The sequence below is a fragment of the Pseudomonas khavaziana genome (assembly GCF_019145205.1).
Taxonomy (GTDB): Bacteria; Pseudomonadota; Gammaproteobacteria; order Pseudomonadales; family Pseudomonadaceae; genus Aquipseudomonas; species Aquipseudomonas khavaziana.
Genome location: NZ_JAHSTT010000004.1, coordinates 450,164 through 472,571, shown reverse-complemented (window position 1 = coordinate 472,571; position 22,408 = coordinate 450,164). Strand labels below are relative to the sequence as shown.

Annotated in this window: 20 protein-coding genes; all 20 read left to right on the top strand. The window is 60.6% G+C overall.

Translation table 11 applies throughout. The features are described from left to right. The first annotated feature begins 14 nt into the window (after nucleotides 1-14). The 20 genes from KVH01_RS13260 to KVH01_RS13165 all read left to right on the top strand — a co-directional run bounded on the left by KVH01_RS13260 (nucleotide 15) and on the right by KVH01_RS13165 (nucleotide 22,212). Entirely contained in the window at nucleotides 15-1,625 is a 1,611-nt protein-coding gene (locus KVH01_RS13260) for a flagellar hook-associated protein 3 (RefSeq protein WP_217881733.1), read from the top strand. Nucleotides 1,626-1,901: 276 nt separating this feature from the next. Next, nucleotides 1,902-2,831 (top strand): ketoacyl-ACP synthase III, encoded by a 930-nt coding sequence (locus KVH01_RS13255; protein ID WP_046071783.1) that lies wholly within the window; start codon nucleotides 1,902-1,904, stop codon nucleotides 2,829-2,831. A gap of 399 nt (nucleotides 2,832-3,230) precedes the next feature. Next, entirely contained in the window at nucleotides 3,231-4,949 is a 1,719-nt protein-coding gene (locus KVH01_RS13250) for a flagellin N-terminal helical domain-containing protein (protein WP_057023036.1), read from the top strand. A 76-nt stretch (nucleotides 4,950-5,025) separates the two neighbouring features. Further along, a complete protein-coding gene (locus tag KVH01_RS13245; protein ID WP_217881732.1) occupies nucleotides 5,026-5,373 on the top strand; it encodes a flagellar protein FlaG in 348 nt (115 codons plus the stop codon). Nucleotides 5,374-5,455: 82 nt separating this feature from the next. After that, nucleotides 5,456-6,823, top strand: coding sequence for a flagellar filament capping protein FliD (gene fliD / locus KVH01_RS13240; protein ID WP_057023034.1), 1,368 nt, complete (start codon nucleotides 5,456-5,458; stop codon nucleotides 6,821-6,823). Between the two features lie 128 nt (nucleotides 6,824-6,951). Beyond that, nucleotides 6,952-7,341 (top strand): flagellar export chaperone FliS, encoded by a 390-nt coding sequence (fliS, locus tag KVH01_RS13235; protein WP_217881731.1) that lies wholly within the window; start codon nucleotides 6,952-6,954, stop codon nucleotides 7,339-7,341. Nucleotides 7,342-7,366: 25 nt separating this feature from the next. Then, nucleotides 7,367-7,663 carry a hypothetical protein gene (locus KVH01_RS13230; protein WP_043049677.1) on the top strand — a complete coding sequence of 99 codons (297 nt, stop codon included), beginning with the start codon at nucleotides 7,367-7,369 and terminating at the stop codon, nucleotides 7,661-7,663. Between the two features lie 169 nt (nucleotides 7,664-7,832). After that, on the top strand, nucleotides 7,833-9,305 hold the full coding sequence (locus KVH01_RS13225) for a sigma-54 dependent transcriptional regulator (RefSeq protein ID WP_043049678.1): 1,473 nt from the start codon (nucleotides 7,833-7,835) through the stop codon (nucleotides 9,303-9,305). A 268-nt stretch (nucleotides 9,306-9,573) separates the two neighbouring features. Beyond that, a complete protein-coding gene (locus KVH01_RS13220) occupies nucleotides 9,574-10,785 on the top strand; it encodes a sensor histidine kinase (protein ID WP_225924173.1) in 1,212 nt (403 codons plus the stop codon). 7 nt (nucleotides 10,786-10,792) lie between these two features. Continuing rightward, nucleotides 10,793-12,169, top strand: coding sequence for a sigma-54-dependent transcriptional regulator (locus KVH01_RS13215; RefSeq protein WP_217881730.1), 1,377 nt, complete (start codon nucleotides 10,793-10,795; stop codon nucleotides 12,167-12,169). Nucleotides 12,170-12,428: 259 nt separating this feature from the next. After that, nucleotides 12,429-12,758, top strand: coding sequence for a flagellar hook-basal body complex protein FliE (gene fliE, locus KVH01_RS13210; RefSeq protein ID WP_005790083.1), 330 nt, complete (start codon nucleotides 12,429-12,431; stop codon nucleotides 12,756-12,758). A 16-nt stretch (nucleotides 12,759-12,774) separates the two neighbouring features. After that, complete coding sequence (gene fliF / locus KVH01_RS13205) at nucleotides 12,775-14,550, top strand: flagellar basal-body MS-ring/collar protein FliF (protein ID WP_043049681.1); 1,776 nt, start codon at nucleotides 12,775-12,777, stop codon at nucleotides 14,548-14,550. After that, nucleotides 14,543-15,559, top strand: a complete 1,017-nt coding sequence (gene fliG, locus KVH01_RS13200; protein ID WP_003192957.1) for a flagellar motor switch protein FliG — start codon at nucleotides 14,543-14,545, stop codon at nucleotides 15,557-15,559. Before fliF ends, fliG begins: the two co-directional genes overlap by 8 nt. Before the next feature lie 10 nt (nucleotides 15,560-15,569). Continuing rightward, nucleotides 15,570-16,334, top strand: a complete 765-nt coding sequence (gene fliH, locus KVH01_RS13195) for a flagellar assembly protein FliH (protein WP_124378884.1) — start codon at nucleotides 15,570-15,572, stop codon at nucleotides 16,332-16,334. After that, nucleotides 16,324-17,682 carry a flagellar protein export ATPase FliI gene (fliI, locus tag KVH01_RS13190; RefSeq protein WP_043049683.1) on the top strand — a complete coding sequence of 453 codons (1,359 nt, stop codon included), beginning with the start codon at nucleotides 16,324-16,326 and terminating at the stop codon, nucleotides 17,680-17,682. The genes fliH and fliI overlap by 11 nt, the downstream gene beginning before the upstream one ends. 3 nt (nucleotides 17,683-17,685) lie before the next feature. Then, a complete protein-coding gene (gene fliJ, locus KVH01_RS13185) occupies nucleotides 17,686-18,135 on the top strand; it encodes a flagellar export protein FliJ (protein WP_043049684.1) in 450 nt (149 codons plus the stop codon). Between the two features lie 200 nt (nucleotides 18,136-18,335). Then, nucleotides 18,336-18,641, top strand: a complete 306-nt coding sequence (locus KVH01_RS13180) for an STAS domain-containing protein (protein ID WP_043049685.1) — start codon at nucleotides 18,336-18,338, stop codon at nucleotides 18,639-18,641. Next, nucleotides 18,638-20,356: a fused response regulator/phosphatase gene (locus KVH01_RS13175; protein WP_217881729.1), complete on the top strand. Its 1,719-nt coding sequence runs from the start codon at nucleotides 18,638-18,640 to the stop codon at nucleotides 20,354-20,356. The genes KVH01_RS13180 and KVH01_RS13175 overlap by 4 nt, the downstream gene beginning before the upstream one ends. A gap of 30 nt (nucleotides 20,357-20,386) precedes the next feature. After that, nucleotides 20,387-20,743 carry an Hpt domain-containing protein gene (locus KVH01_RS13170; protein ID WP_043049687.1) on the top strand — a complete coding sequence of 119 codons (357 nt, stop codon included), beginning with the start codon at nucleotides 20,387-20,389 and terminating at the stop codon, nucleotides 20,741-20,743. A gap of 161 nt (nucleotides 20,744-20,904) precedes the next feature. After that, on the top strand, nucleotides 20,905-22,212 hold the full coding sequence (locus tag KVH01_RS13165; protein WP_217881728.1) for a flagellar hook-length control protein FliK: 1,308 nt from the start codon (nucleotides 20,905-20,907) through the stop codon (nucleotides 22,210-22,212). Nucleotides 22,213-22,408 lie beyond the last annotated feature (196 nt).

Sequence of the window (22,408 nt, the reverse complement as noted above, 5' to 3'; positions counted from 1 at the left end):
AGGAGGCTGGGACGATGCGTATTTCTACACAGCAGTATTTCGAGACCAGCTCTGCCAAGTATCAGAACAACTATTCCAGTGTGGTCAAGGCCCAGGACCAGGCCAGCACCGGTGTTCGTGTGCAAACCGCCGCGGATGATCCGGTAGCGGCGGCGCGTTTGCTGATGCTGCAGCAGCAGAAAGACATGCTGGGGCAGTTCAATGGCAACATCGACACCCTGAAAAACTCGCTGACCACCCAGGAAAGCGTGCTGGAAAATATCAATATCGCGATTCAGAGGGCCAGCGAGTTGGCGCTCAAAGCGGGTAACGTCGGCATCAGTGACGCGGATCGTAAATCGACCGCCGCGGAGATCGGCGCCATTGAAGACCAGGTCCTGGGCTTGCTCAATACCAAGGACGCCAGTGGTAATTACATGTTCTCCGGGAGCAAGACCGACACGCCTCCCTACGCCCGTAACAATGATGGCACCTACAGCTACCAGGGCGATGACACGCCGTTGAGCCTGAAGGTTGCGGAGAACCTGTCGGTAGCCATGGGCAATACCGCCAAAAGCATGCTGGAAAGCTCGGCGAACACTGGCCGTACGCAAACAGCACCTATCCTTGTGCCGCCAGCGGTCGATGATGGGAAGGTCACGGTATCGGCTGGCCTGATTGCGGCTAACTCCAACTACGACAGCAGCTTTTCGGATGGCCAGCCGTATAAGCTGACGTTCACCAGCAGCACCCAATATGTAGTAACCGACAATGCCGGCAAAGACATTACCTCTGAGATTCCGGGCAACGGCACTTTCGATGCCACCAAGGAAGGCGGATCGAGTATCAAGCTGCGCGGGGTCAAGTTCGACATTGGCTTGAACCTGGGCAAGGACGCGCTGGGCAAGGACATACTGCCCGGCGCGCCAGCGGACGCCATTGTCAAGGATCGGGAGTTCAGCCTGTCGGTCAAGCCGGACACCTTCAGCGTATCGCGCACCCCGAGTAACCCCTCCACTGCACAACTGAGTGGCGGCACGGTGAGCGATCCGGCGGCCTACGCCAGTACCTTTCCCAACTCCGGTGTCATCGTCAAGTTCGGTGCGGCCGGCGCTTATGACCTGTACGCGCAGCCTTATACGGCAGACAGCCAATCCATCGCCAGCGGTACCCTGGCGGCCGGTGCAACCTCGATCACGGCGGCAGGGGTGACCTTCGATGTCACCACCGCGCCAGCTCCAGCCGCCGGCGACCAGTTTTCGATCGGCGCCACCAGCAACAAGAACGAAAACGTCCTCGACACCCTGAGCCATTTGCGCAAAATCCTGGAAACGCCGTCAGACGGCAATCCGGCGGCGCAGAAGGAACTCAAGGATGTGGTGGCCAAGTCCATTGGCAACCTGACCAATGCCTACAGCCAGATCGACCAGGCGCGCGGCTCCCTGGGTGCGCGCCTCAATGGCCTGGACATTCAGTCCAAGGAAAACGTCAGCCTGGACCTGGCCAATACCACCACCATGAATGCCTTGGGCAACGTCGACTTCGCCGAAGCGGCCATCAACCTGAGCTTGCAGCAGACCATGTTGCAGGCCTCGCAGCTGGCCTTTGTGAAAATCTCGCAGTTGAGCCTGTTCAACAAGATGTAAACGGCTTTTAGTCAAGCGGCCTACTCTGGAAACAGGGCGGGCCGTTGTCGTTTATGGGGTTTAATTGTCGAAAGGTTTTGCACAAAGCACACAAAATTGAGTGACCTGTGAGTCATAAAGCGCATCTTCACTGTATCGTGTGAAAAGGATAAGTCGTCGCAGGGTCCTTGCGCGGCGGCTTTCAGCGAGATTTTCATGGGGTTATCCCCTTTATTGTCAGCACTCCCGGCGTAGCCCGAGGGGTGTTCTCCAGCTATTTAGTATTGGGAAGCCATAATGATTGGCATAAAAAGCATCGCCAGTTACGTGCCGGCAGACGGGATCGATAACTACGCCCAGGGTGCCAAATTCGCCAAGGATGAAGAGTTCATCATCGGCAAGATCGGTTCGGCGTTCCTGCCGCGCAAGGAAGCGGCACAGGAGACGTCCGACCTGTGTGTCGAAGCGGTCAACGCTTTATTTGCCAACAACCCGGCGTTGAAGCGCGAATCCATCGACGCGCTGATCGTCGTCACCCAGAACGGCGATGAAGAGGGCTTGCCTCACACCGCAGCCATCGTCCAGGACAAACTGGGTCTGCCGACCCACGTGGCAGCCTTCGATATCTCCCTGGGCTGCTCCGGCTACGTCTATGGCATCTATGCGATGAAGGGCTTCATGGAAGCCGCCGGCCTGAAAAACGGCCTGCTGATCACCGCCGACCCGTATTCGAAGATCGTTGATCCGGAAGACCGCAACACCACCATGCTGTTCGGCGATGCCGCCACCGCCACCTGGATGGGCGAAGATGCACCCTGGTTGCTGGGCAAATCCAAGTTCGGCACCGACGGCTCCGGCGCGCCGCACCTGAAGGTCAGTGATGGCGTGTTCTTCATGAATGGCCGCCAGGTGTTCAACTTCGCTTTGCTCAAGGTGCCGGCGCACTTGCACGAGCTGCTCGCCGAGTCGGACCTCAAGGCCGATGACATCGATGCCTTCTGTATCCACCAAGGCAGTGCGGCCATCGTCGACGCCGTGGCACGCCGCTTTGAAGAAGCGCCGGTGGACAAGTTCATCAAGGACATGGTCGAGACCGGTAACACCGTGTCGTCGAGCATTCCGTTGCTGCTGGAAAAGCACGTGATGGACGCCACCTGGAAGCGTGTGGCGATCAGTGGTTTTGGTGTGGGCCTGTCGTGGGGCTCGGCGATTCTCTATCGTCCGTGATGCTTTAACCGCTTCACAAAAAACGTCGATGATCGCACGATCATCGGCGTTTTTTTGTGCCCCACCCCTGTAGGAGCGAGCTTGCTCGCGAAGAACCTGAGACCGCCGCGTGCATCCTGAATGCCCGCGTCATCGTTAACGATCTTCGCGAGCAAGCTCGCTCCTACAAGGGGGCTGTCTTGAAGGCGAAGTTTTGACGCCAGTAACCCGTGATTACTGGCGTTTCACGCCTCTATAAGGCCTTGAAATACAAGGGCTGGCACTGGGCTACTAAAAAAAATCAAAAAAATCCTCAAGCAACCGGCTACTACGACGATAACTATTACGTAGGTTCTCTAGGCCACACCCGGCGGTCGCCAGGGCCGGAAGCCGCAGTATCCAACCAACGAGGATTTCGTCATGGCAATGTCCGTAAACACCAACATCACCTCCCTGGGCGTCCAGAAGAACCTGAACAAAGCGTCCGATGCTTTGAGCCAGTCGATGAACCGCCTGTCGTCCGGCCTGAAAATCAACAGCGCCAAAGACGACGCTGCCGGCATGCAGATCGCCAACCGTCTGAACAACCAGGTCAAAGGCCTGAACGTTGCCATCGCCAACGCCAACAACGGCGTTTCGATTGCCCAGACCGCTGAAGGCGCGATGCAAGAATCCACCAACACCCTGCAGCGTCTGCGTGAACTCGCCCTGCAAGCGGCCAACGGTGATAAAAGCGACGCTGACCGTGTTTCCCTGCAGCAGGAATTCACCGCTAAAGTGGGCGAGCTGAACCGTATCGCCAGCACCACCACCTTCGGTGGTCGTAACCTGCTGGACGGCTCGTTCAGCAACGTAGCCTTCCAGATCGGTGCCAACGCTAACGAGACTATCTCGTTCGGCATGACTGATATCAGCTCGACTGCGCTGAAGGGTAACTACAAAGAAGCTGCAGTAGATGGCGCAGCGATGACAGGTTTGGCTGCTACTGCTACTGGTACCAACATCGGCGGTACGAAAGCTACCGTAACCGGTACGCCTACGGCGGCGGGTACTGCAAACACCGATAAGATCAGCATTAACGGTGTAGTAATTTCGCTGACTGCTACGGCTGCCACGGCTTTAGCCGCGGGTACAGCTGCTGCAACAGAGATCAACAAGCAAACTGCTCTCACAGGCGTTACAGCTAAGGCTGATGCGACTAGTGGTGAATTGACCCTTACTTCGAAGTCCGCCATCACCGTTGAGGATGCGGTCGCGGGCAGCGCCGCTAAGCTTGGTTTGACCAGTTCCGCAACGCCTGTTGCAGCAGTAGCGATTACCGGCTCCACTGTACTGGGCTCCGCCGGCGCTATTACCGTCAATGGTAATGCTGTGGCTTGGACTGATGCGAATACAATTGACGAAGTTCTGAACTTGGTTAAAGCAGAGGCTGGCGCTGGTGCCAAAGCAGAATTCAAGGAAGGCCGTGTAATTTTGACCTCCGGTGAAGGTAAGGACATCAAACTTGCGAACACCAATAGCGGTTCGCTGTCGCAACTTGGTCTCTCTGCGGGTACCTCCCAAGCTAAGCTGACCGCTGACACCTCCATCGATGTGAACGGCGTTGAAGTCAAGTTCAAGAAGGGTGACACCGCTGACGCGATCGTTTCTTCGATCAACAGCGCCAGCACTGGTGTTCAAGCCAGCAAAAACGCTGACGGCACCCTGAACCTGTTCGCTGACAAAGACATCACCATCAAAGACGGCAGCGCCGGTACCGGCCTGGCTGCACTGGGTCTGACTACCGTTGCTGGCGCCGGTACTAAAGCCGCCGTTACCATGGAAACCAGCGTTTCCGACCTGAGCATCCTGACTGCCGCTTCTTCGCAGCAGGCCATCCAGGCTCTGGACGACGCCATGCAGCAGATCGATAGTCAGCGTTCGCAGCTGGGTGCCGTACAAAACCGCTTCGCCAGCACCGTGGCCAACCTGCAGAGCATTTCGCAGAACTCCTCCGCTGCCAAAGGCCGCGTAGAAGACGCTGACTTCGCTTCTGAAGCCGCTGAACTGACCAAGCAACAAACCCTGCAACAGGCTTCCACTGCGATCCTGTCCCAGGCCAACCAACTGCCATCCGCTGTACTGAAGCTGCTTCAGTAATAGCGCTAGCGGTTAAATAACGGGAGGGTGCGTTTAACGACGTGCCCTTCCGTTTTTTCAGTTTGGAGGTGGTGACATGGACATGAGCATCAAGCTGAACCCGTCTTACCCCGCAAGCACGGCACAGGCCAGTCTTGGCGCTGTAATGGCCCCGGTAAAGCCTGCGGCCAGCAGTGAGCCGGCCAAGGTCGAAGAGCCGCAGCGAGTAGCGCTGGAAAAGGCCGTTACCGATATACGTGAGTTTGTGCAGGCTTCCCAGCGCAACCTGGATTTTTCCATCGATGACTCCACCGGCAAGGTAGTGGTCAAGGTGATTGCCACTGACAGTGGTGAAGTGATTCGACAGATACCATCGGAGACCGCGCTGAAACTGGCGCAGAACCTGAGCGATGCCAGCAGCCTGCTGTTCGATAGCAAGGCTTGAGTTGGCACGAAACATGTTTCTGATTGCGGTCTAAGCGTTTAAGCGCCAAAAAACGGCCGCCGCAGGACAAGGAGAATGACAAATGGCTAGTTCAACGATTTCCGGCCCTGGTTCGGGCTACGACACCCAGGCTATCGTCAAGGCGTTGGTTGGTGCCGAGCAGGCACCCAAGCAGGCTCAGATCACCAACGAGCAGAAAAAAGCCACCGTGCAGTTGTCGGCTGTCGGTTCGGTCAAGACGGCGTTGGAAGCCTACCAGGCGGCAATCACAAAGTTGAACAATGCCTCGGCTTTCAATGGGCTGGCGGCGACTTCTTCGGAAGAGAAAAACGCCAAGGTTACCCTCGGTGACGGCGCATCCAGCGGCAAGTACGTGTTGAAAGTCACTAATCTGGCGACCGCCTCGAAAGTCACCACTGCGGTGAATGTTGACGGCGCAACCGGCAAGGCTAACAGCACGGACGAAGACCAGACGCTGACCATCAATCAGTCGGGCAAAAGCTACGATGTGGTGATCCCCGGCGGCGCGACCCTGCAGCAGGTGCGCGAGTCCATCAATACCCAGCTCTCGTCCCAAGGCATCAGCGCCAACGTGCTGAGCGACTCCAATGGCGCGCGGTTGGTACTGACGTCGACTAATATGGGCGAAGGCACCGACATCACCCTCAGCGGCGACTCGCAGCTGGCCACCGGGTATGACAAGGGCAAGGCGCCGACCAACGCCAAGTACTCCATTGATGACATTGAAATGTCATCCAGCAGCAACAAAATCACCTCGGCAATCAGCGGCGTGACCCTCGACCTGTTGGACACGGTTGATACCACCAAGCCGACCACCATTACCGTGGCCAGCAACACGGACACCCTGAAAACCTCGGTGCAGTCCTTCGTCAGCGCCTACAACACGCTGATGACGGCGATCAACACCCAGACCAAAGTCACCGCCACCGGTGATGCCTCTACCACCACGGCGGGTGCGTTGACTGGCGATGCTTCGATGCGTCAACTGGTCAACAGCCTGCGCTCCGAGTTGGTCAATGGCTCCGGCGCGGGCACCATGACCAGCCTGGCACAGATGGGCATCACCACTGACCAGAAAACCGGTCTGTTGAGCCTGGATGACAAGACGTGGGACAAGGCTGTGGTCAAGGGCGCCGGTGATATCGCCAAGCTGTTCACCGGCGACACGGGTTTGATCACCCGCATGAACAAGGCGACCAGCAGCTACGTCGGCACCACTGGCACCCTGGCCACCCGTGCCACCGATCTCAATAACAAGTTGACTGACTTGAACAAGGAGACGGACGACCTGACGCGGCGCATGGATGCCTTGCAGAAGTCCCTGAGCGCCAAATACACCGCCATGGACACCATGATCGCGCAGATCAACGCCAGCAGCTCCAGCATCATGACCACCCTCAACTCGCTGAACAATCCGAAGTCGAATTGATGGACGGCGCGCCTGCAGGCCCTGTTTGGGGGCCCTGGCGCAGGGTTCTGGATTAAAGTTTTCGTCGCCACGGTCGAAAAACTGGTTAAGCAAACCGATTCGATTGTCACCAGTTACGAGGTAGCAACATGAACCCAATGAGAGCCCTTCGTCAGTACCAGAAGGTCAATGCCCATGCGCAGGTCTCCGAAGCCAGCCCGCACCGTCTGGTGCAGATGTTAATGGAAGGTGGCCTCGATCGATTGGCACAGGCCAAGGGGGCGTTGAGTCGCGGTGACGTCGCGCAAAAAGGCCTGATGCTGGGCAAGGCGATCGAAATCATCTCTGGCCTGCGCGATGGTCTGGAGCCGGAGAAGGCCGAAGACCCGGCAGCGATCCAGCGTCTGGATGCCTTGTACAACTACATGGGCAACCGCTTGGTCGAGGCGAACCGTGTCAATGACGCCGAGATGATCGACGAAGTCGCGCGCTTGCTGATCACCGTCAAGACCGGCTGGGATGCCATCGCTCCACAATAAGGCCGATCGCCTTGAGGTACACATCATGAGCCATGCACTGCAACGCATCGACGAAACCCGCGAAGCCCTTCTCGGCGCGCTGGCTGAGCGTAATTGGGAAGCTGTCGGCGAGTTGGACCTGGGTTGCCGTGCGGTGATTGATGAGGTGCTCAATGAGGCACCGGTAGACGAGGGCGCGTTGCGCGAGAAACTGGAAAGTTTGTTGGTGGTGTACCAGCAGTTGCTGGAAGTCACGACCGGCGAGCGCCAGGCGATTTTCGAAGAGATGTCGCAGATCAACCAAGCTAAAAATGCGTCAAAGGTTTACCATCTGTTCGGCTGAATGGGCTCAGTTGGTCCGAACGGTGCGTCATATATTTGACTGTGCCAGCATTTTTGACTTAACTAGTGCTGTTTTCAGATTTCAGACGTCTAGTAAGTAAGAAATCTTACAAGCGTCTTGATTGCCCTCATTCCGGGGCAGGAAGTTTTACTAGGGAAGTTGCTATTGCATGTGGCGTGAAACCAAAATTCTGCTGATCGATGACGATAGCGTCCGCCGCCGCGATTTAGCGGTGATTTTAAATTTTCTCGGTGAAGAAAATTTGCCCTGCGGCAGCCACGATTGGCAGCAGGCGGTCAGCTCGTTGGCGTCGAGCCGTGAAGTCATCTGTGTGTTGATCGGGACGGTAAACGCTCCTGGCGCAGTTCTGGGCTTGTTAAAGACACTGTCAACCTGGGATGAGTTCCTTCCAGTGTTGCTGATGGGCGATATTTCTTCCGTGGACCTGCCGGAAGACCAGCGCCGCCGTGTGCTTTCCAATCTGGAAATGCCGCCCAGCTACAGCAAATTGCTCGATTCCCTGCACCGCGCCCAGGTCTATCGCGAGATGTACGACCAGGCCCGCGAGCGCGGCCGTCACCGTGAACCCAACCTGTTCCGCAGCCTCGTCGGCACCAGCCGGGCGATCCAGCACGTGCGCCAGATGATGCAGCAAGTGGCCGATACCGACGCCAGTGTGCTGATCCTCGGCGAGTCGGGCACCGGCAAGGAAGTGGTCGCACGTAACCTGCACTATCACTCCAAGCGCCGCGACGGGCCTTTCGTGCCGGTCAACTGCGGGGCGATCCCGGCAGAGCTGCTCGAAAGCGAACTGTTCGGCCACGAGAAGGGCGCCTTTACCGGGGCGATCACCAGCCGTGCCGGGCGTTTCGAGCTGGCCAATGGCGGCACCCTGTTCCTTGACGAAATCGGCGACATGCCACTGCCGATGCAGGTCAAGCTGCTGCGCGTGCTGCAGGAGCGTACCTTCGAGCGCGTGGGCAGCAACAAGACCCAGAGCGTCGACGTGCGCATCATTGCCGCCACCCACAAGAACCTCGAAAGCATGATCGAGGTCGGCAGCTTCCGCGAAGACCTGTATTACCGCCTCAACGTATTCCCCATCGAGATGGCGCCGCTGCGTGAGCGCGTGGAAGACATCCCGTTGCTGATGAACGAGCTGATCTCGCGCATGGAGCATGAGAAACGCGGTTCGATTCGCTTCAACTCCGCCGCGATCATGTCCCTGTGCCGCCACGGCTGGCCGGGCAACGTCCGCGAATTGGCCAACCTGGTGGAGCGCATGGCGATCATGCACCCCTACGGTGTGATCGGCGTGGTCGAGTTGCCGAAGAAATTCCGCTACGTCGACGATGAAGACGAGCAACTGGACAGCCTGCGCAGTGACATGGAAGAGCGCGTGGCGATCAACGGGCATACTCCGGACTTCGGCGCCACCGCGCTGTTGCCGCCCGAAGGCCTGGACCTGAAAGACTACCTCGGCAACCTGGAACAGGGGCTGATCCAACAGGCCCTGGACGACGCCCATGGCATCGTCGCCCGTGCTGCCGAGCGTTTGCGTATTCGTCGAACCACTCTGGTGGAGAAGATGCGCAAGTACGGTATGAGCCGCAAAGAAGGTGATGAACAGGCGGATGATTGACGCCTGTTTTTCAACGCATTGATTTAGGGTGCCCGACCTCACCAATACTGTTCAGTTTATGACGGTGCCTGTTGCCGTCATACTGCGTTGCCGCTCCTCCCCATAGCGAGCTATGAGTCGTCGCGGCGCCTTGTCTGACAGCAACAGTCACTCGTCAAAACGGAACTGTATTGGCGAGGTCGGACACCGGCGATTTTTTCGGCACGGGTATTGCTACAACCCTCGCAACGTTCCGTTTAACTGACGGTCAGCCCAGCGAGAGAGCATCATGCCCCACGCCGCCCAACTAGCTTCGGCCCCTGCCATCCAGGGGCTGGTTTCGCCTGTAGAACCGCCGACCCGCCAGGGCCTGGAGCAAGCGTTCTCACAGTTCAGCCAGATGTCGAGCCAACTGACCGACTCCTACAGTCTGCTCGAAGCCCGGGTGTCCGAGCTTAAAGGCGAATTGGCGGTGGTCAGCGCCCAGCGTATGCAAGAGCTGGCCGAGAAAGAGCGCCTGGCCAACCGTCTGCAAAACCTGCTGGACCTGCTGCCCGGTGGCGTGATCGTCATTGACGACCAGGGCCGCGTGCGCGAAGCCAACCCGGCCGCCTGCGACCTGCTCGGCCTGCCGCTGGAAGGCGAGCTGTGGCGTGAAGTCATCACGCGCTGCTTTGCGCCGCGTGAAGACGACGGCCATGAAGTCTCCCTCAAGGACGGGCGTCGCCTCTCTATTGCCACCCGTTCCCTGGACGCCGAGCCGGGCCAATTGGTGCTGCTCAACGACCTGACAGAAACCCGTCACCTGCAGGACCAACTGGCCCGCCACGAACGCTTGTCGTCGCTGGGGCGGATGGTCGCATCCTTGGCCCATCAGATCCGCACGCCGTTGTCGGCGGCGTTGATCTACGCCAGTCATTTGACTGATGAGCAATTGCCGGCCGCCACCCACCAGCGTTTTGCCGGGCGCCTCAAGGAGCGCCTGCATGAATTGGAGCACCAGGTGCGCGACATGCTGGTGTTTGCCCGCGGCGAATTGCCGCTGACCGACCGCGTCACGCCTGCCGGCCTGATGCAGTCCCTGCAAGCGGCGGCGGCCACCCATGTCCAGGACGCCAACCTGCGTTGGCAGTGTGACAGCCACCAGGGCGAGTTGCTGTGCAACCGCGACACCCTGGTCGGCGCGCTGCTCAACCTGATCGAAAATGCCACCCAGGCCAGCGGCCCGGGCGCACGCCTGAAAGTGCACCTCTATACCCGTGAACAAACCCTGCGCCTGTGTATCAGCGACAGCGGCAGCGGCATCGAGCCGCAGGTGTTGCAACGCCTGGGCGAACCGTTTTTTACCACCAAGGCCAACGGTACTGGCCTGGGCCTGACCGTGGTCAAGGCGGTGGCCCGGGCCCATCAGGGACAATTGCAGCTGCGTTCCCGCCTGGGGCGTGGCACCTGTGCATTGATGACCTTGCCGCTGTTTTCCAGTGCGGCGAGCGCGGAGTAAAACGACTATGGCTATCAAGGTTTTATTGGTTGAAGACGATCGCGCCCTGCGTGAGGCATTGGCTGACACGCTGCTGTTGGCGGGCCATGACTACCGTGCGGTCGGCTCTGCCGAGGAAGCCTTGGAGGCGGTCGAGCAGGAGGCCTTCAGCCTGGTGGTCAGCGACGTGAACATGCCCGGCATGGACGGTCACCAGTTGCTCGGCCTGCTGCGCGCACGCCAGCCGCAGCTGCCGGTGCTGCTGATGACCGCCCACGGTGCTGTGGAGCGGGCGGTGGACGCCATGCGCCAGGGCGCGGCGGATTACCTGGTCAAGCCTTTCGAGCCCAAGGCATTGATCGAACTGGTGGCCAGGCATGCCCTGGGTGTGATTTCGGCGGGCGAGGGCGATGGGCCGATTGCCTTTGAACCGGCCAGCGCGCAATTGCTGGAATTGGCGGCGCGGGTAGCGCGCAGTGATTCCACCGTGCTGATTTCCGGCGAGTCCGGCACCGGTAAAGAAGTGCTGGCGCGTTACATTCACCAGCAATCCAGCCGTGCCAAGCAACCCTTCATTGCGATCAACTGCGCGGCGATCCCCGACAACATGCTTGAAGCCACCTTGTTCGGCCATGAAAAGGGCTCGTTCACCGGCGCCATCGCGGCCCAGGCAGGCAAGTTCGAACAGGCCGACGGCGGCACCATCCTGCTCGACGAAATCTCGGAAATGCCCCTGGGCCTGCAAGCCAAGTTGCTGCGCGTGTTGCAGGAGCGCGAAGTGGAGCGGGTGGGCGCGCGCAAGCCGATCCAGCTGGATATCCGCGTGGTCGCCACCACCAACCGCGACCTGGCCAGCGAGGTAGCGGCGGGGCGCTTCCGTGAAGATCTGTTCTACCGGCTATCGGTGTTTCCGCTGGCCTGGCGCCCGTTGCGCGAACGCCCGGCGGACATTCTTCCGCTGGCCGAGCGCCTGCTGAACAACCACGTCAAAAAAATGAAGCACGCCCAGGCGCGCCTGTCGGCCGAGGCCCAGGCCTGCCTGGTCAGCTACCCGTGGCCGGGTAACGTGCGCGAACTGGACAACGCGATCCAGCGCGCGCTGATTTTGCAACAGGGCGGCCTGATCCAGCCCCAGGACTTCTGCCTGGCCATGGGCAATGGCGCGGCGCCGTTGCCGAGCCTGGCGCCGACGCCGGTGGTTGCCGAGGCGGAATCGGCCGGTGCCCTGGGCGATGACCTGCGCCGCCGCGAATTCCAGATGATCATCGACACCCTGCGCGCCGAACGCGGCCGCCGCAAAGAAGCGGCCGAGCGCCTGGGCATCAGCCCGCGCACCTTGCGCTACAAGCTGGCACAGATGCGCGACGCGGGAATGGATGTGGAAGCGTATCTGTTCGCCACCTGACTTCGCGCCAATACCGTTTTTTGTAGGAGCGAGCTTGCTCGCGAAAAACGTCAACGATAACGCGTGCTTCCTGGATGCTCGCGGGGTCCATGAGTTCTTCGCGAGCAAGCTCGCTCCTACAAAAAACGTGCGGTAACAAGTTCGACAAGCTTTGTCGCCTTTTCTTACGAGTTGTCACAGAGCTGGCACCCTTGTTGCTACCTCCCCTGTAAGAGCGGTGTAGCGTCAAAAAAATGCGGGTTGTCGGAGAGAGAAGTTCATGAGCCAGGGTATTGAGTTCAATCGGTTGATGTTGGATATGCGCGCCATGCAAATGGACGCCATGGCTCAGCCGAAATCCGTCGCGCCAGCACCGGAATTGGGCCAAAGCAGTTTTGCCGACATGCTCGGCCAGGCAATCAATAAAGTCAGTGACACCCAGCAGGCGTCCAGCCAGTTGGCCACTGCGTTCGAGATCGGTAAAAGCGGCGTGGACCTCACCGATGTGATGGTTGCCTCGCAAAAGGCCAGTGTGTCCTTCCAGGCCTTGACCCAAGTGCGTAACAAGCTGGTTCAGGCTTACCAAGACATCATGCAGATGCCGGTTTAAGGACGAGATTTAAGTCATGGCTGAAGCACTCTCCGACAACCTCCCCGCCAAGACAGACGGCAAACCGCCGCTGTTTGGCCTGTCGTTCCTGGAAAACCTCTCGGAAATGACCATGCTGCGTCAGGTGGGCCTGATGGTCGGCCTGGCGGCCAGCGTGGCGATCGGTTTTGCCGTGGTGTTGTGGTCGCAACAACCTGATTACCGTCCGCTGTACGGCAGCCTGGCGGGCATGGATTCCAAGCAGATCATGGAAACCCTCGCCGCCGCTGACATCGCCTACACCGTGGAGCCCAACTCCGGGGCGCTGCTGGTCAAGGCCGATGATGTGGCCCGTGCGCGGATGAAATTGGCTGCTGCAGGCGTGACACCGTCCGACAGCAATATTGGTTTTGAAATCCTCGACAAGGACCAGGGCCTGGGGACCAGCCAGTTCATGGAAGCCACTCGCTACCGTCGTGGCCTGGAAGGCGAACTGGCGCGCACCATCTCCAGCCTGAATAACGTCAAGGGCGCCCGTGTGCACCTGGCAATTCCGAAAAGCTCGGTGTTCGTGCGTGACGAACGCAAGCCCAGCGCTTCGGTACTGGTGGAACTGTTTTCCGGCCGCTCCCTGGAGCCTGGCCAGGTGCTGGCGATCGTCAACCTGGTGGCCACCAGCGTGCCCGAATTGAGCAAGTCGCAAATCACCGTGGTCGACCAAAAGGGCAACCTGCTCTCCGACATGGCGGAAAACTCCGCGCTGACCCAGGCCGGCAAGCAATTCGATTACAGCCGCCGCATGGAAAGCATGCTCACCCAGCGCGTGCACAACATTCTGCAGCCGGTGCTGGGCAACGACCGCTACAAGGCGGAAGTGTCTGCCGACGTGGACTTCAGCGCTGTTGAGTCCACCTCCGAGCAGTTCAACCCTGACCAGCCGGCGCTGCGCAGCGAGCAGTCCACCAGCGAGCAGCGCACCGCCGCCAATGGCCCGCAAGGTGTGCCGGGGGCCTTGAGCAACCAGCCACCGTCGGCCGCCTCGGCACCGCAGACCACTGGGGGCGCTGCTGCCACTGCTGGCGCGATCCAGCCCGGCCAGCCGCTGCTGGATGCCAACGGCCAGCAGATCATGGACCCGGCCACCGGCCAGCCGATGCTTGCACCGTATCCTGCGGACAAGCGTAACCAGTCCACCAAGAACTTCGAACTCGACCGTTCTATCAGCCACACCAAGCAGCAACAGGGCAAGATCAATCGCCTGTCGGTGTCGGTGGTGGTCGATGACCAGGTCAAGGTCAACGCCGCTGACGGTGCCGTCACCCGTGCACCCTGGACCGCCGACGAATTGGCGCGCTTCACGCGCCTGGTGCAGGACGCCGTCGGTTTCGACGCCAGCCGTGGTGACAGCGTCAGCGTGATCAACATGCCGTTCTCCGCCGAACGCAGCGAAGTGATTGCTGACCCGGCGTTCTACACCCAGCCCTGGTTCTGGGACATCGTCAAGCAAGTGCTGGGGGTGTTGTTCATCCTGGTGCTGGTGTTCGGCGTGCTGCGCCCGGTGCTCAATAACATCACCGGCGGCAGCAAGAAACAGCTGGCCCTGGCCGGTGGTGATGTCGAGTTGGGTGGCATGGGCGGCCTGGACGGCGAACTGGCCAACGACCGCGTCAGCCTCGGTGGCCCGCAAAGCATCCTGTTGCCAAGCCCGAGCGAAGGCTATGACGCTCAGTTGAACGCAATCAAGAGTCTGGTAGCAGAAGACCCGGGCCGTGTAGCCCAGGTCGTGAAAGAGTGGATTAACGCAGATGAATGATCGAGCCGCTGTGGCCAAGCTTTCCCGGGTCGACAAAGCCGCAGTGCTGCTGCTGTCCCTGGGTGAAACCGATGCCGCCCAAGTGCTGCGCCACATGGGCCCTAAAGAGGTCCAGCGTGTAGGCGTGGCCATGGCGCAGATGCGCAATGTGCACCGCGAGCAAGTCGAGCAGGTGATGAGTGAATTCGTCGAGATCGTCGGCGACCAGACCAGCCTGGGCGTCGGCTCCGACAGCTACATCCGCAAGATGCTCACCTCGGCCCTGGGCGAAGACAAGGCCAACGGCCTGATCGACCGCATCCTGCTGGGTGGCAACACCAGTGGCCTGGACAGCCTCAAATGGATGGAGCCGCGTGCGGTGGCTGACGTGATCCGCTACGAGCACCCGCAGATCCAGGCGATCGTGGTGGCCTACCTGGACCCGGACCAGGCCGGTGAAGTGCTCGGCCACTTCGACCACAAAGTGCGCCTGGACATCATCCTGCGCGTGTCGTCGCTGAACACCGTGCAGCCGGCGGCGCTGAAAGAACTCAACACGATTCTCGAGAAGCAATTCTCGGGTAACTCGAATGCCTCGCGCACCACCCTGGGTGGCATCAAGCGCGCGGCCGACATCATGAACTTCCTCGACAGCTCGGTCGAAGGCCAGTTGATGGACTCGATCCGCGAGATCGACGACACCCTGTCCGGCCAGATCGAAGACCTGATGTTCGTGTTCAACAACCTTGCCGATGTCGACGACCGTGGCATCCAGGCGTTGCTGCGCGAAGTATCCTCCGACGTGCTGGTGCTGGCCCTCAAGGGTTCGGACGAAAACGTCAAGGAGAAGATCTTCAAGAACATGTCCAAGCGCGCCTCGGAGCTGTTGCGCGACGACCTGGAAGCCAAGGGTCCGGTGCGCGTCAGCGACGTGGAAACCGCCCAGAAGGAAATCCTCACCATTGCCCGCCGTATGGCCGAAGCCGGAGAAATCGTTCTCGGCGGGAAGGGCGGCGAAGAAATGATCTAAGGCGCCTCCCATGTCGAACAAAGATGAGACGCCCAGCGATCTGATTCGCGCGCGGGATGTCGGTGGGTTCGACATCTGGTCGCTGCCCAGCTTCGATCCCCATGTGCCGCAGCCTGAGCCTGAACCGGTCGAGGAAGCACCGGCGGAAATGGAAGAAGTGCCGCTGGATGAAGTCCAGCCACTGACCCTCGACGAGTTGGAGGCCATCCGCCAGGAGGCCTACAACGAAGGCTTTGCCGCGGGTGAAAAAGACGGTTTTCGCAGCACCACCCTCAAGGTCCGCCAGGAAGCCGAGGCGGCGCTGGCTACCCAAGTGGCCAGCCTGGAACGCCTGATGGCCAACCTGTTCGACCCCATTGCCGAACAGGACACGCAGCTGGAAAAAGCCATGGTCGGCCTGGTGCAGCACATCACCCGCCAGGTGATCCAGCGCGAGTTGGTGCTCGATTCCAGCCAGATCGAAAGCGTGATGCGCGAAGCCCTCAAGCTGCTGCCCCTGGGGGTCGGCAATGTGCGCTTGTACATCAACCCGCAGGATTTCGAGCAGGTCAAAGCCCTGCGCGAGCGCCATGAAGAAACCTGGCGCATCGTCGAGGATGCCGCGTTGCTGCCCGGTGGGTGCCGCGTCGAGACCGAACACAGCCGCATCGATGCCACGGTGGAAACCCGCATCAGCCAGATCATGGCCAAATTACTCGACCAACTGCATGAGCAAGCCCTGCACCCGGCAGAGCCGGACTTGAGCGTTGACCTGGACGCCTCCGATGCGCCTTGATCGCACCAGTTTCGCCAAGCGCCTGGGCAGCTACGCCGAAGCGACCGAGTTGCCCGGCCAGCCGATCCTCGAAGGGCGCCTGTTGCGCATGGTCGGCCTGACCCTCGAAGCCGAGGGGCTGCGCGCCGCCATGGGCAGTCGTTGCATGGTGATCAACGACGACAGTTACCACCCGGTGCAGGTCGAAGCCGAAGTAATGGGCTTTTCCGGCAGCAAGATTTTTCTCATGCCGGTGGGTAGCCTGGCCGGCATCGCCCCCGGCGCCCGCGTGGTGCCGCTGGCCGATACCGGTCGCCTGCCCATGGGCATGGGCATGCTCGGCCGTGTGCTCGACGGCGCCGGGCGCGCGCTGGACGGCAAGGGCGGCATGAAAGCCGAAGACTGGGTGCCGATGGACGGGCCCACCATCAACCCGCTCAAGCGCAACCCTATCAGCGTGCCGCTCGACGTGGGCATTCGCAGCATCAACGGTTTATTGACGGTAGGTCGCGGCCAGCGCCTGGGCCTGTTCGCCGGTACCGGCGTGGGTAAGTCGGTGTTGCTGGGCATGATGACGCGCTTTACCGAGGCCGACATCATTGTGGTGGGCTTGATCGGTGAGCGGGGGCGTGAGGTCAAGGAGTTCATCGAGCACAGCCTCGGCGAAGAAGGGCTCAAGCGTTCGGTGGTAGTGGCCTCGCCTGCGGACGATGCGCCGCTGATGCGCCTGCGCGCCGCCATGTACTGCACCCGCATCGCTGAATATTTTCGCGACAAGGGCAAGAATGTCCTGTTGCTGATGGATTCGCTGACGCGTTTCGCCCAGGCCCAGCGGGAAATCGCCCTGGCCATCGGCGAGCCGCCCGCTACCAAGGGCTACCCGCCGTCGGTATTCGCCAAGTTGCCCAAACTGGTGGAACGCGCTGGTAATGCCGAGGCCGGCGGTGGCTCGATCACGGCGTTCTATACGGTGCTATCCGAAGGCGACGACCAGCAGGACCCGATTGCTGACTCGGCGCGAGGCGTGCTCGACGGACATATCGTGCTGTCGCGGCGGTTGGCGGAAGAGGGGCACTACCCGGCCATCGATATCGAAGCGTCCATCAGCCGGGTCATGCCGTCGGTGGTCACGCCCGAGCATATGGCCCGTGCCCAGCAATTCAAGCAGCTGTGGTCACGCTACCAGCAGAGCCGCGACCTGATCAGCGTCGGTGCCTATGTGGCCGGTGGCGACCGCGACACCGACCTGGCCATCGCCTTGCAACCGCAACTGGTGACCTACCTGCGCCAGGGCCTCAACGACAAGATCAGCATGGCCGAAAGCCAGGCGCATCTGCAGTCCATCTTCGCCCCCGCGCCGGGCGGCTAAGCCATGGCCAACAGCCGCGCCGCGCGCCTGGCCCCGGTGGTGGACATGGCCGAGAAGGCCGAAAAAGCCGCCGTGCAGCGCCTGGGTTATTTCCAGGGCCAGGTGCGCCTGGCAGAAAGCAAGCTGGGCGACCTGGAGCGCTTTCGCGTCGAATACCAGCAACAGTGGATCGAACGCGGCAGCAAGGGCGTGTCCGGCCAGTGGCTGATGGGTTACCAGGGCTTTCTCAATCAGCTTGAAACAGCCGTCGGCCAACAGCGCCAGAGCCTGGCCTGGCACCAAAACAACCTCGACAAGGCCCGTGAGGCCTGGCAAGCGGCGTTCGCCCGTGTCGAAGGGCTGCGCAAGCTGGTGCAGCGCTATATCGACGAGGCCCGGGCCATCGAAGACAAACGCGAGCAAAAGCTGCTCGATGAATTGTCCCAGCGCCTGCCCCGCCACGAACAGTTCTAACTGACGACGCAGGACAAATGTGGGAGGGGCGGTGCGACGATTCGACTTGCTCCCGATAGCGGTGTGTCAGCTATGGATTTGTTGACTGACACACTGCAATCGGGAGCAAGCCCCCTCGCACATTTGATCCGATGTGTTGCTTGGATCCGGTTCGCCTGCTACACCTTGTTGCACAGTGCCAACGACAAGGAAGCAGTCACATGTCAGTCGAGTCAGAAGTATCCCTGGACGGGAAGAAGTTGACGATCGCAATCAAGGGCCGGTTCGATTTCGGCAGTCATCAGGCGTTTCGGGACGCCTACGAGCGTTTCTACAAGGTGCCCGAGACCTATATTGTCGATCTCAAGGAAACCACCTATATGGACAGTTCTGCCTTGGGCATGCTCCTGCTGCTACGTGATCACGCCGGCGGAGAGGACGCTGAGGTCCGTGTGCTCAACAGCAACTCCGACGTGCGCAAGATCCTCGCCATTTCCAACTTCGACAAGCTGTTCGACATCAGTTGAGCGCCCTGGCCCCGGTCCTTGAGGCGCTGACCATCCTGATCGCCGAAGACAGCGCCGCCGACCGGCTGTTGCTGTCGACCATCATTCGTCGCCAGGGGCACCGGGTGCTGACCGCCGGCAATGGTGTCGAGGCGGTCGAGATCTTTGCCCACGAGCGCCCGCAACTGGTGTTGATGGATGCGCTGATGCCGGTGATGGATGGCTTCGAAGCCGCCCGGCAGATCAAGCAACTGGCGGGGGAGGCGCTGGTGCCGATTATCTTCCTCACCTCGTTGCGTGAGAGCGAAGCCCTGGCCCAGTGCCTGGATGCCGGTGGCGACGACTTCCTGCCCAAACCCTACAACCCGCTGATCCTGGCGGCGAAGATCAACGCCATGGACCGCCTGCGGCGCCTGCAGGCCACGGTCCTGCAACAGCGTGACCTGATCGCCAGGCACCACGAACACCTGCTGCATGAGCAGCGGGCGGCGAAGGCGGTGTTCGACAAGGTTGCCCATTCCGGTTGTATCAACGCCGCACCGAATATCCGCTACCTGCAATCGCCCTATGCGCTGTTCAACGGTGACTTGCTGCTGGCGGCCTACACACCGTCCGGTGACATGCATGTGTTGCTCGGCGACTTCACCGGCCATGGGCTGCCTGCTGCCATCGGCGCCATGCCCCTGGCCGAGGTGTTCTACGGCATGACCGCCAAGGGTTATGGCCTGACCCAGACGCTGCGAGAGATGAACGCCAAGCTCAAGCGTATCCTGCCGGTGGATATGTTCTGCTGTGCCACCTTGCTGTGCCTGAGCGCCCAGCGGCGGGCGGTGGAGGTGTGGAACGGCGGTATGCCCGAAGGCTATGTGCATGAAGTCGCCACGGGCCGGCGCACGCCGTTGATATCGCGACATCTGCCCTTGGGTGTGTTGTCGGCGGAGGCGTTCGATGACAGCACCGAGGTCTGGCCCATGGCCTTGGGCGACCGGGTGTTCCTGCTTTCCGATGGCGTGCTGGATACCGCTGACGCCAACGACCAGTTGTTCGGTGCCGCCCGCTTGCAACAGGTGTTCGCCGCCAACCGCGAGCCCGACCGCCTGTTCGAGGATATCGAACAGGCCTTGGCAGCATTTCGCGGCCAGGCGCGGGACGATGTGAGCATGGTCGAGATCACTTTGCTGTCCGCTCCGCCGCTGCGGGTGGCTGAGCCGATGTATGCCGACAGCGGCCAGTCGAGCCCGCTGGACTGGTCGGTGAGTTTCGAGTTTCGCGCCCAGACTCTCAAAAACTACAACCCGCTGCCGTACTTGCTGCAGCTGCTGCTGGAGGTCCACGGCCTGCGCGAGCAGGGCGGGGCGCTCTATAGCGTGATGGCGGAGTTGTATTCCAATGCCCTGGAGCATGGCGTGCTCGGCCTGGATTCAGCGCTCAAGCGCGATGCGCAGGGTTTTGCGCAGTATTATCGCCAGCGCAACGAACGGTTGGCCCAATTGAACAGCGGCTATGTGCGCGTGCATGTGCAGGTGGCGCCGACCGACCAGGGCGGCACCATGACCTTGCGGGTTGAAGACAGCGGGTCGGGTTTTGACGTAGACAAGGAATTGGCGCGGCCGGTGGACGTCGACCGTCTGTCTGGCCGGGGCTTGAGTCTGGTGCGTCAATTGAGCAGCGCCGTAAGCTGGTCTGATGGCGGGCGCAGTGTCTGCGTGGAATTTTGTTGGGAGGCTCTGGCATAATCCGCCGATTCTTGATCAAGGAGCGAGCAAGTGGCTGAGATTCATTTGGACCCCGACGTGTTGTCGGACCTGCAGGAAGTGATGGAGAGCGAGTACCCGACGTTGCTCGACACCTTTATTGAGGACTCGCAAGAGCGCGTCGCAGCACTGCGCAAGGCTGGGGGCGACGCCAAAACGTTGGGACGGATTGCCCACAGTTTCAAAGGCAGCAGCGGCAATCTTGGGGCGGTGCGTTTGGCCCAATTGTGTGAGTTGCTGGAGACCGAGGCCGTCGAGGCGGCCTCGGATTTAGGCGCTCTGGTTGATCAGATTGATCATGAGTTCGCGCTGGTCAAGCCACTGTATGAATGTAGGAGCGAGCTTGCTCGCGAAAAACGTCAACGATAACGCGTGCTTCCTGGATGAATGCGGCGCCTGTGAGTTTTTCGCGAGCAAGCTCGCTCCTACATTGAATCTGATATATCCAGGCATTTTGTAAACCTGGCCCGACTCTTGCTCTATCTCCATGGACTGCATCCCCGACCTTCATGCAGTGGAGACCCTTACTTATGCCAGTCGCTCCCAATTCGCTTCTACAGGCTGCCCCCGCGACCAAGCCTCAAGCGCCTGTCGCCACCCCGGCGGTAGCGGCTGCGGCCCCGCGTGACAAGGGTGCTGGCTTTGCTCAAGTGTTTGCCAACCAAGGTCCCAAGCCGGCGCCGAAGGTCGGCGACAGCCCAGGCAAAGTCACCCGTGACAAGCCTGCTGATACCAACGCCAAACCGGCTGCCGATAGCGATACGCCTGCCGCCAGCAAACCAGCGGTTGCCGATAACGGCAATTCCTTGCCTGCCAAGCCGGCGGCCAAGACCGACGACGGCGCTGGCAGCGACGGCGACAAAGCCACCGACCCGTCCCAGGCGCAACAACCCCCGGTTGACCCGGTGGTCGATCCGGCGGTGATCGCTGCAGTGACGCCCGTGCCTGTGCCCGTGCAAGCCTCGGCTCCCGCCGTGGCCGCCGATGACGCGGCCCTGCCGGTCGCCGTGACCGATGAAGCCAAGCCAACGGCCTTCGACCCGGAGGCTGACCCCCTGGATGCGATGCCCGCTGTGCGCCTGGCGATGGAGCAGGGCGGTCACGTGTCGGCCAGCAGCCAGGCGGCGCAGAAAACCGCGCCCCAGGATCAACCGACCGCCGCGCAGAGCTTTGCCGCCGGCCTGGCCACTATGGTCGACCAGCAAGCCACCAAGGACAGCACCGACCAGGGTGGCGACAAGGCGTTTGGCGCGCTGATCGATGACGGCCTCAAGGATCTCAAGAACGCCAACAGCGACACCCGCGTGGATGATTTCGCCAACCGCCTGGCCGCGCTGACCCAGGCCGCCACGCCGAAAACCGCGAATGCCTTGCCGCCGGTCACCAATGCGCCGCTGGCCATGCACCAGAGCGGCTGGACCGAAGAAGTGGTCAACCGCGTGATGTACCTCTCCAGCGCCAACCTCAAGTCGGCGGAGATCCAGTTGCAGCCGGCTGAATTGGGGCGTCTGGATATCAAGGTCAATATGACGGCGGACCAGCAAGCACAGGTCAACTTCATGAGCGGCCATGCGGTGGTGCGCGAAGCGCTGGAAAGCCAGTCTGGCCGCTTGCGGGAGATGTTTGCCCAGCAGGGCATGGGGCAGGTGGATGTGAACGTGTCCGACCAATCGCGGGGGCAGGACCAGCAGCAACAGCAGGGCCAGGCGCGGGGCGTGGGCAGTGGCGGTCGGCGTGGTGATAGCGCTGACACTGGCGGTCAAGTTGACGTGGCTGAAGTTGCAGCGCCAGTGACCTCAATCGTGATCGGCTCCAGCGCCGTCGACTACTACGCCTGACCTGAGTCAGATAGAGATCCAGATGTGGGAGGGGGCTTGCTCCCGATAGCGGTGTGGCAGCAATGGATTTGTTGACTGACACACCGCTATCGGGAGCAAGCCCCCTCCCACATTTGTTTCGTGGTGTTGGTTCTTCCCGTATTGCCAGACAACTCTGGCATAACACTTGCTCTTGCCTTCCCGTAGATCTATGAAT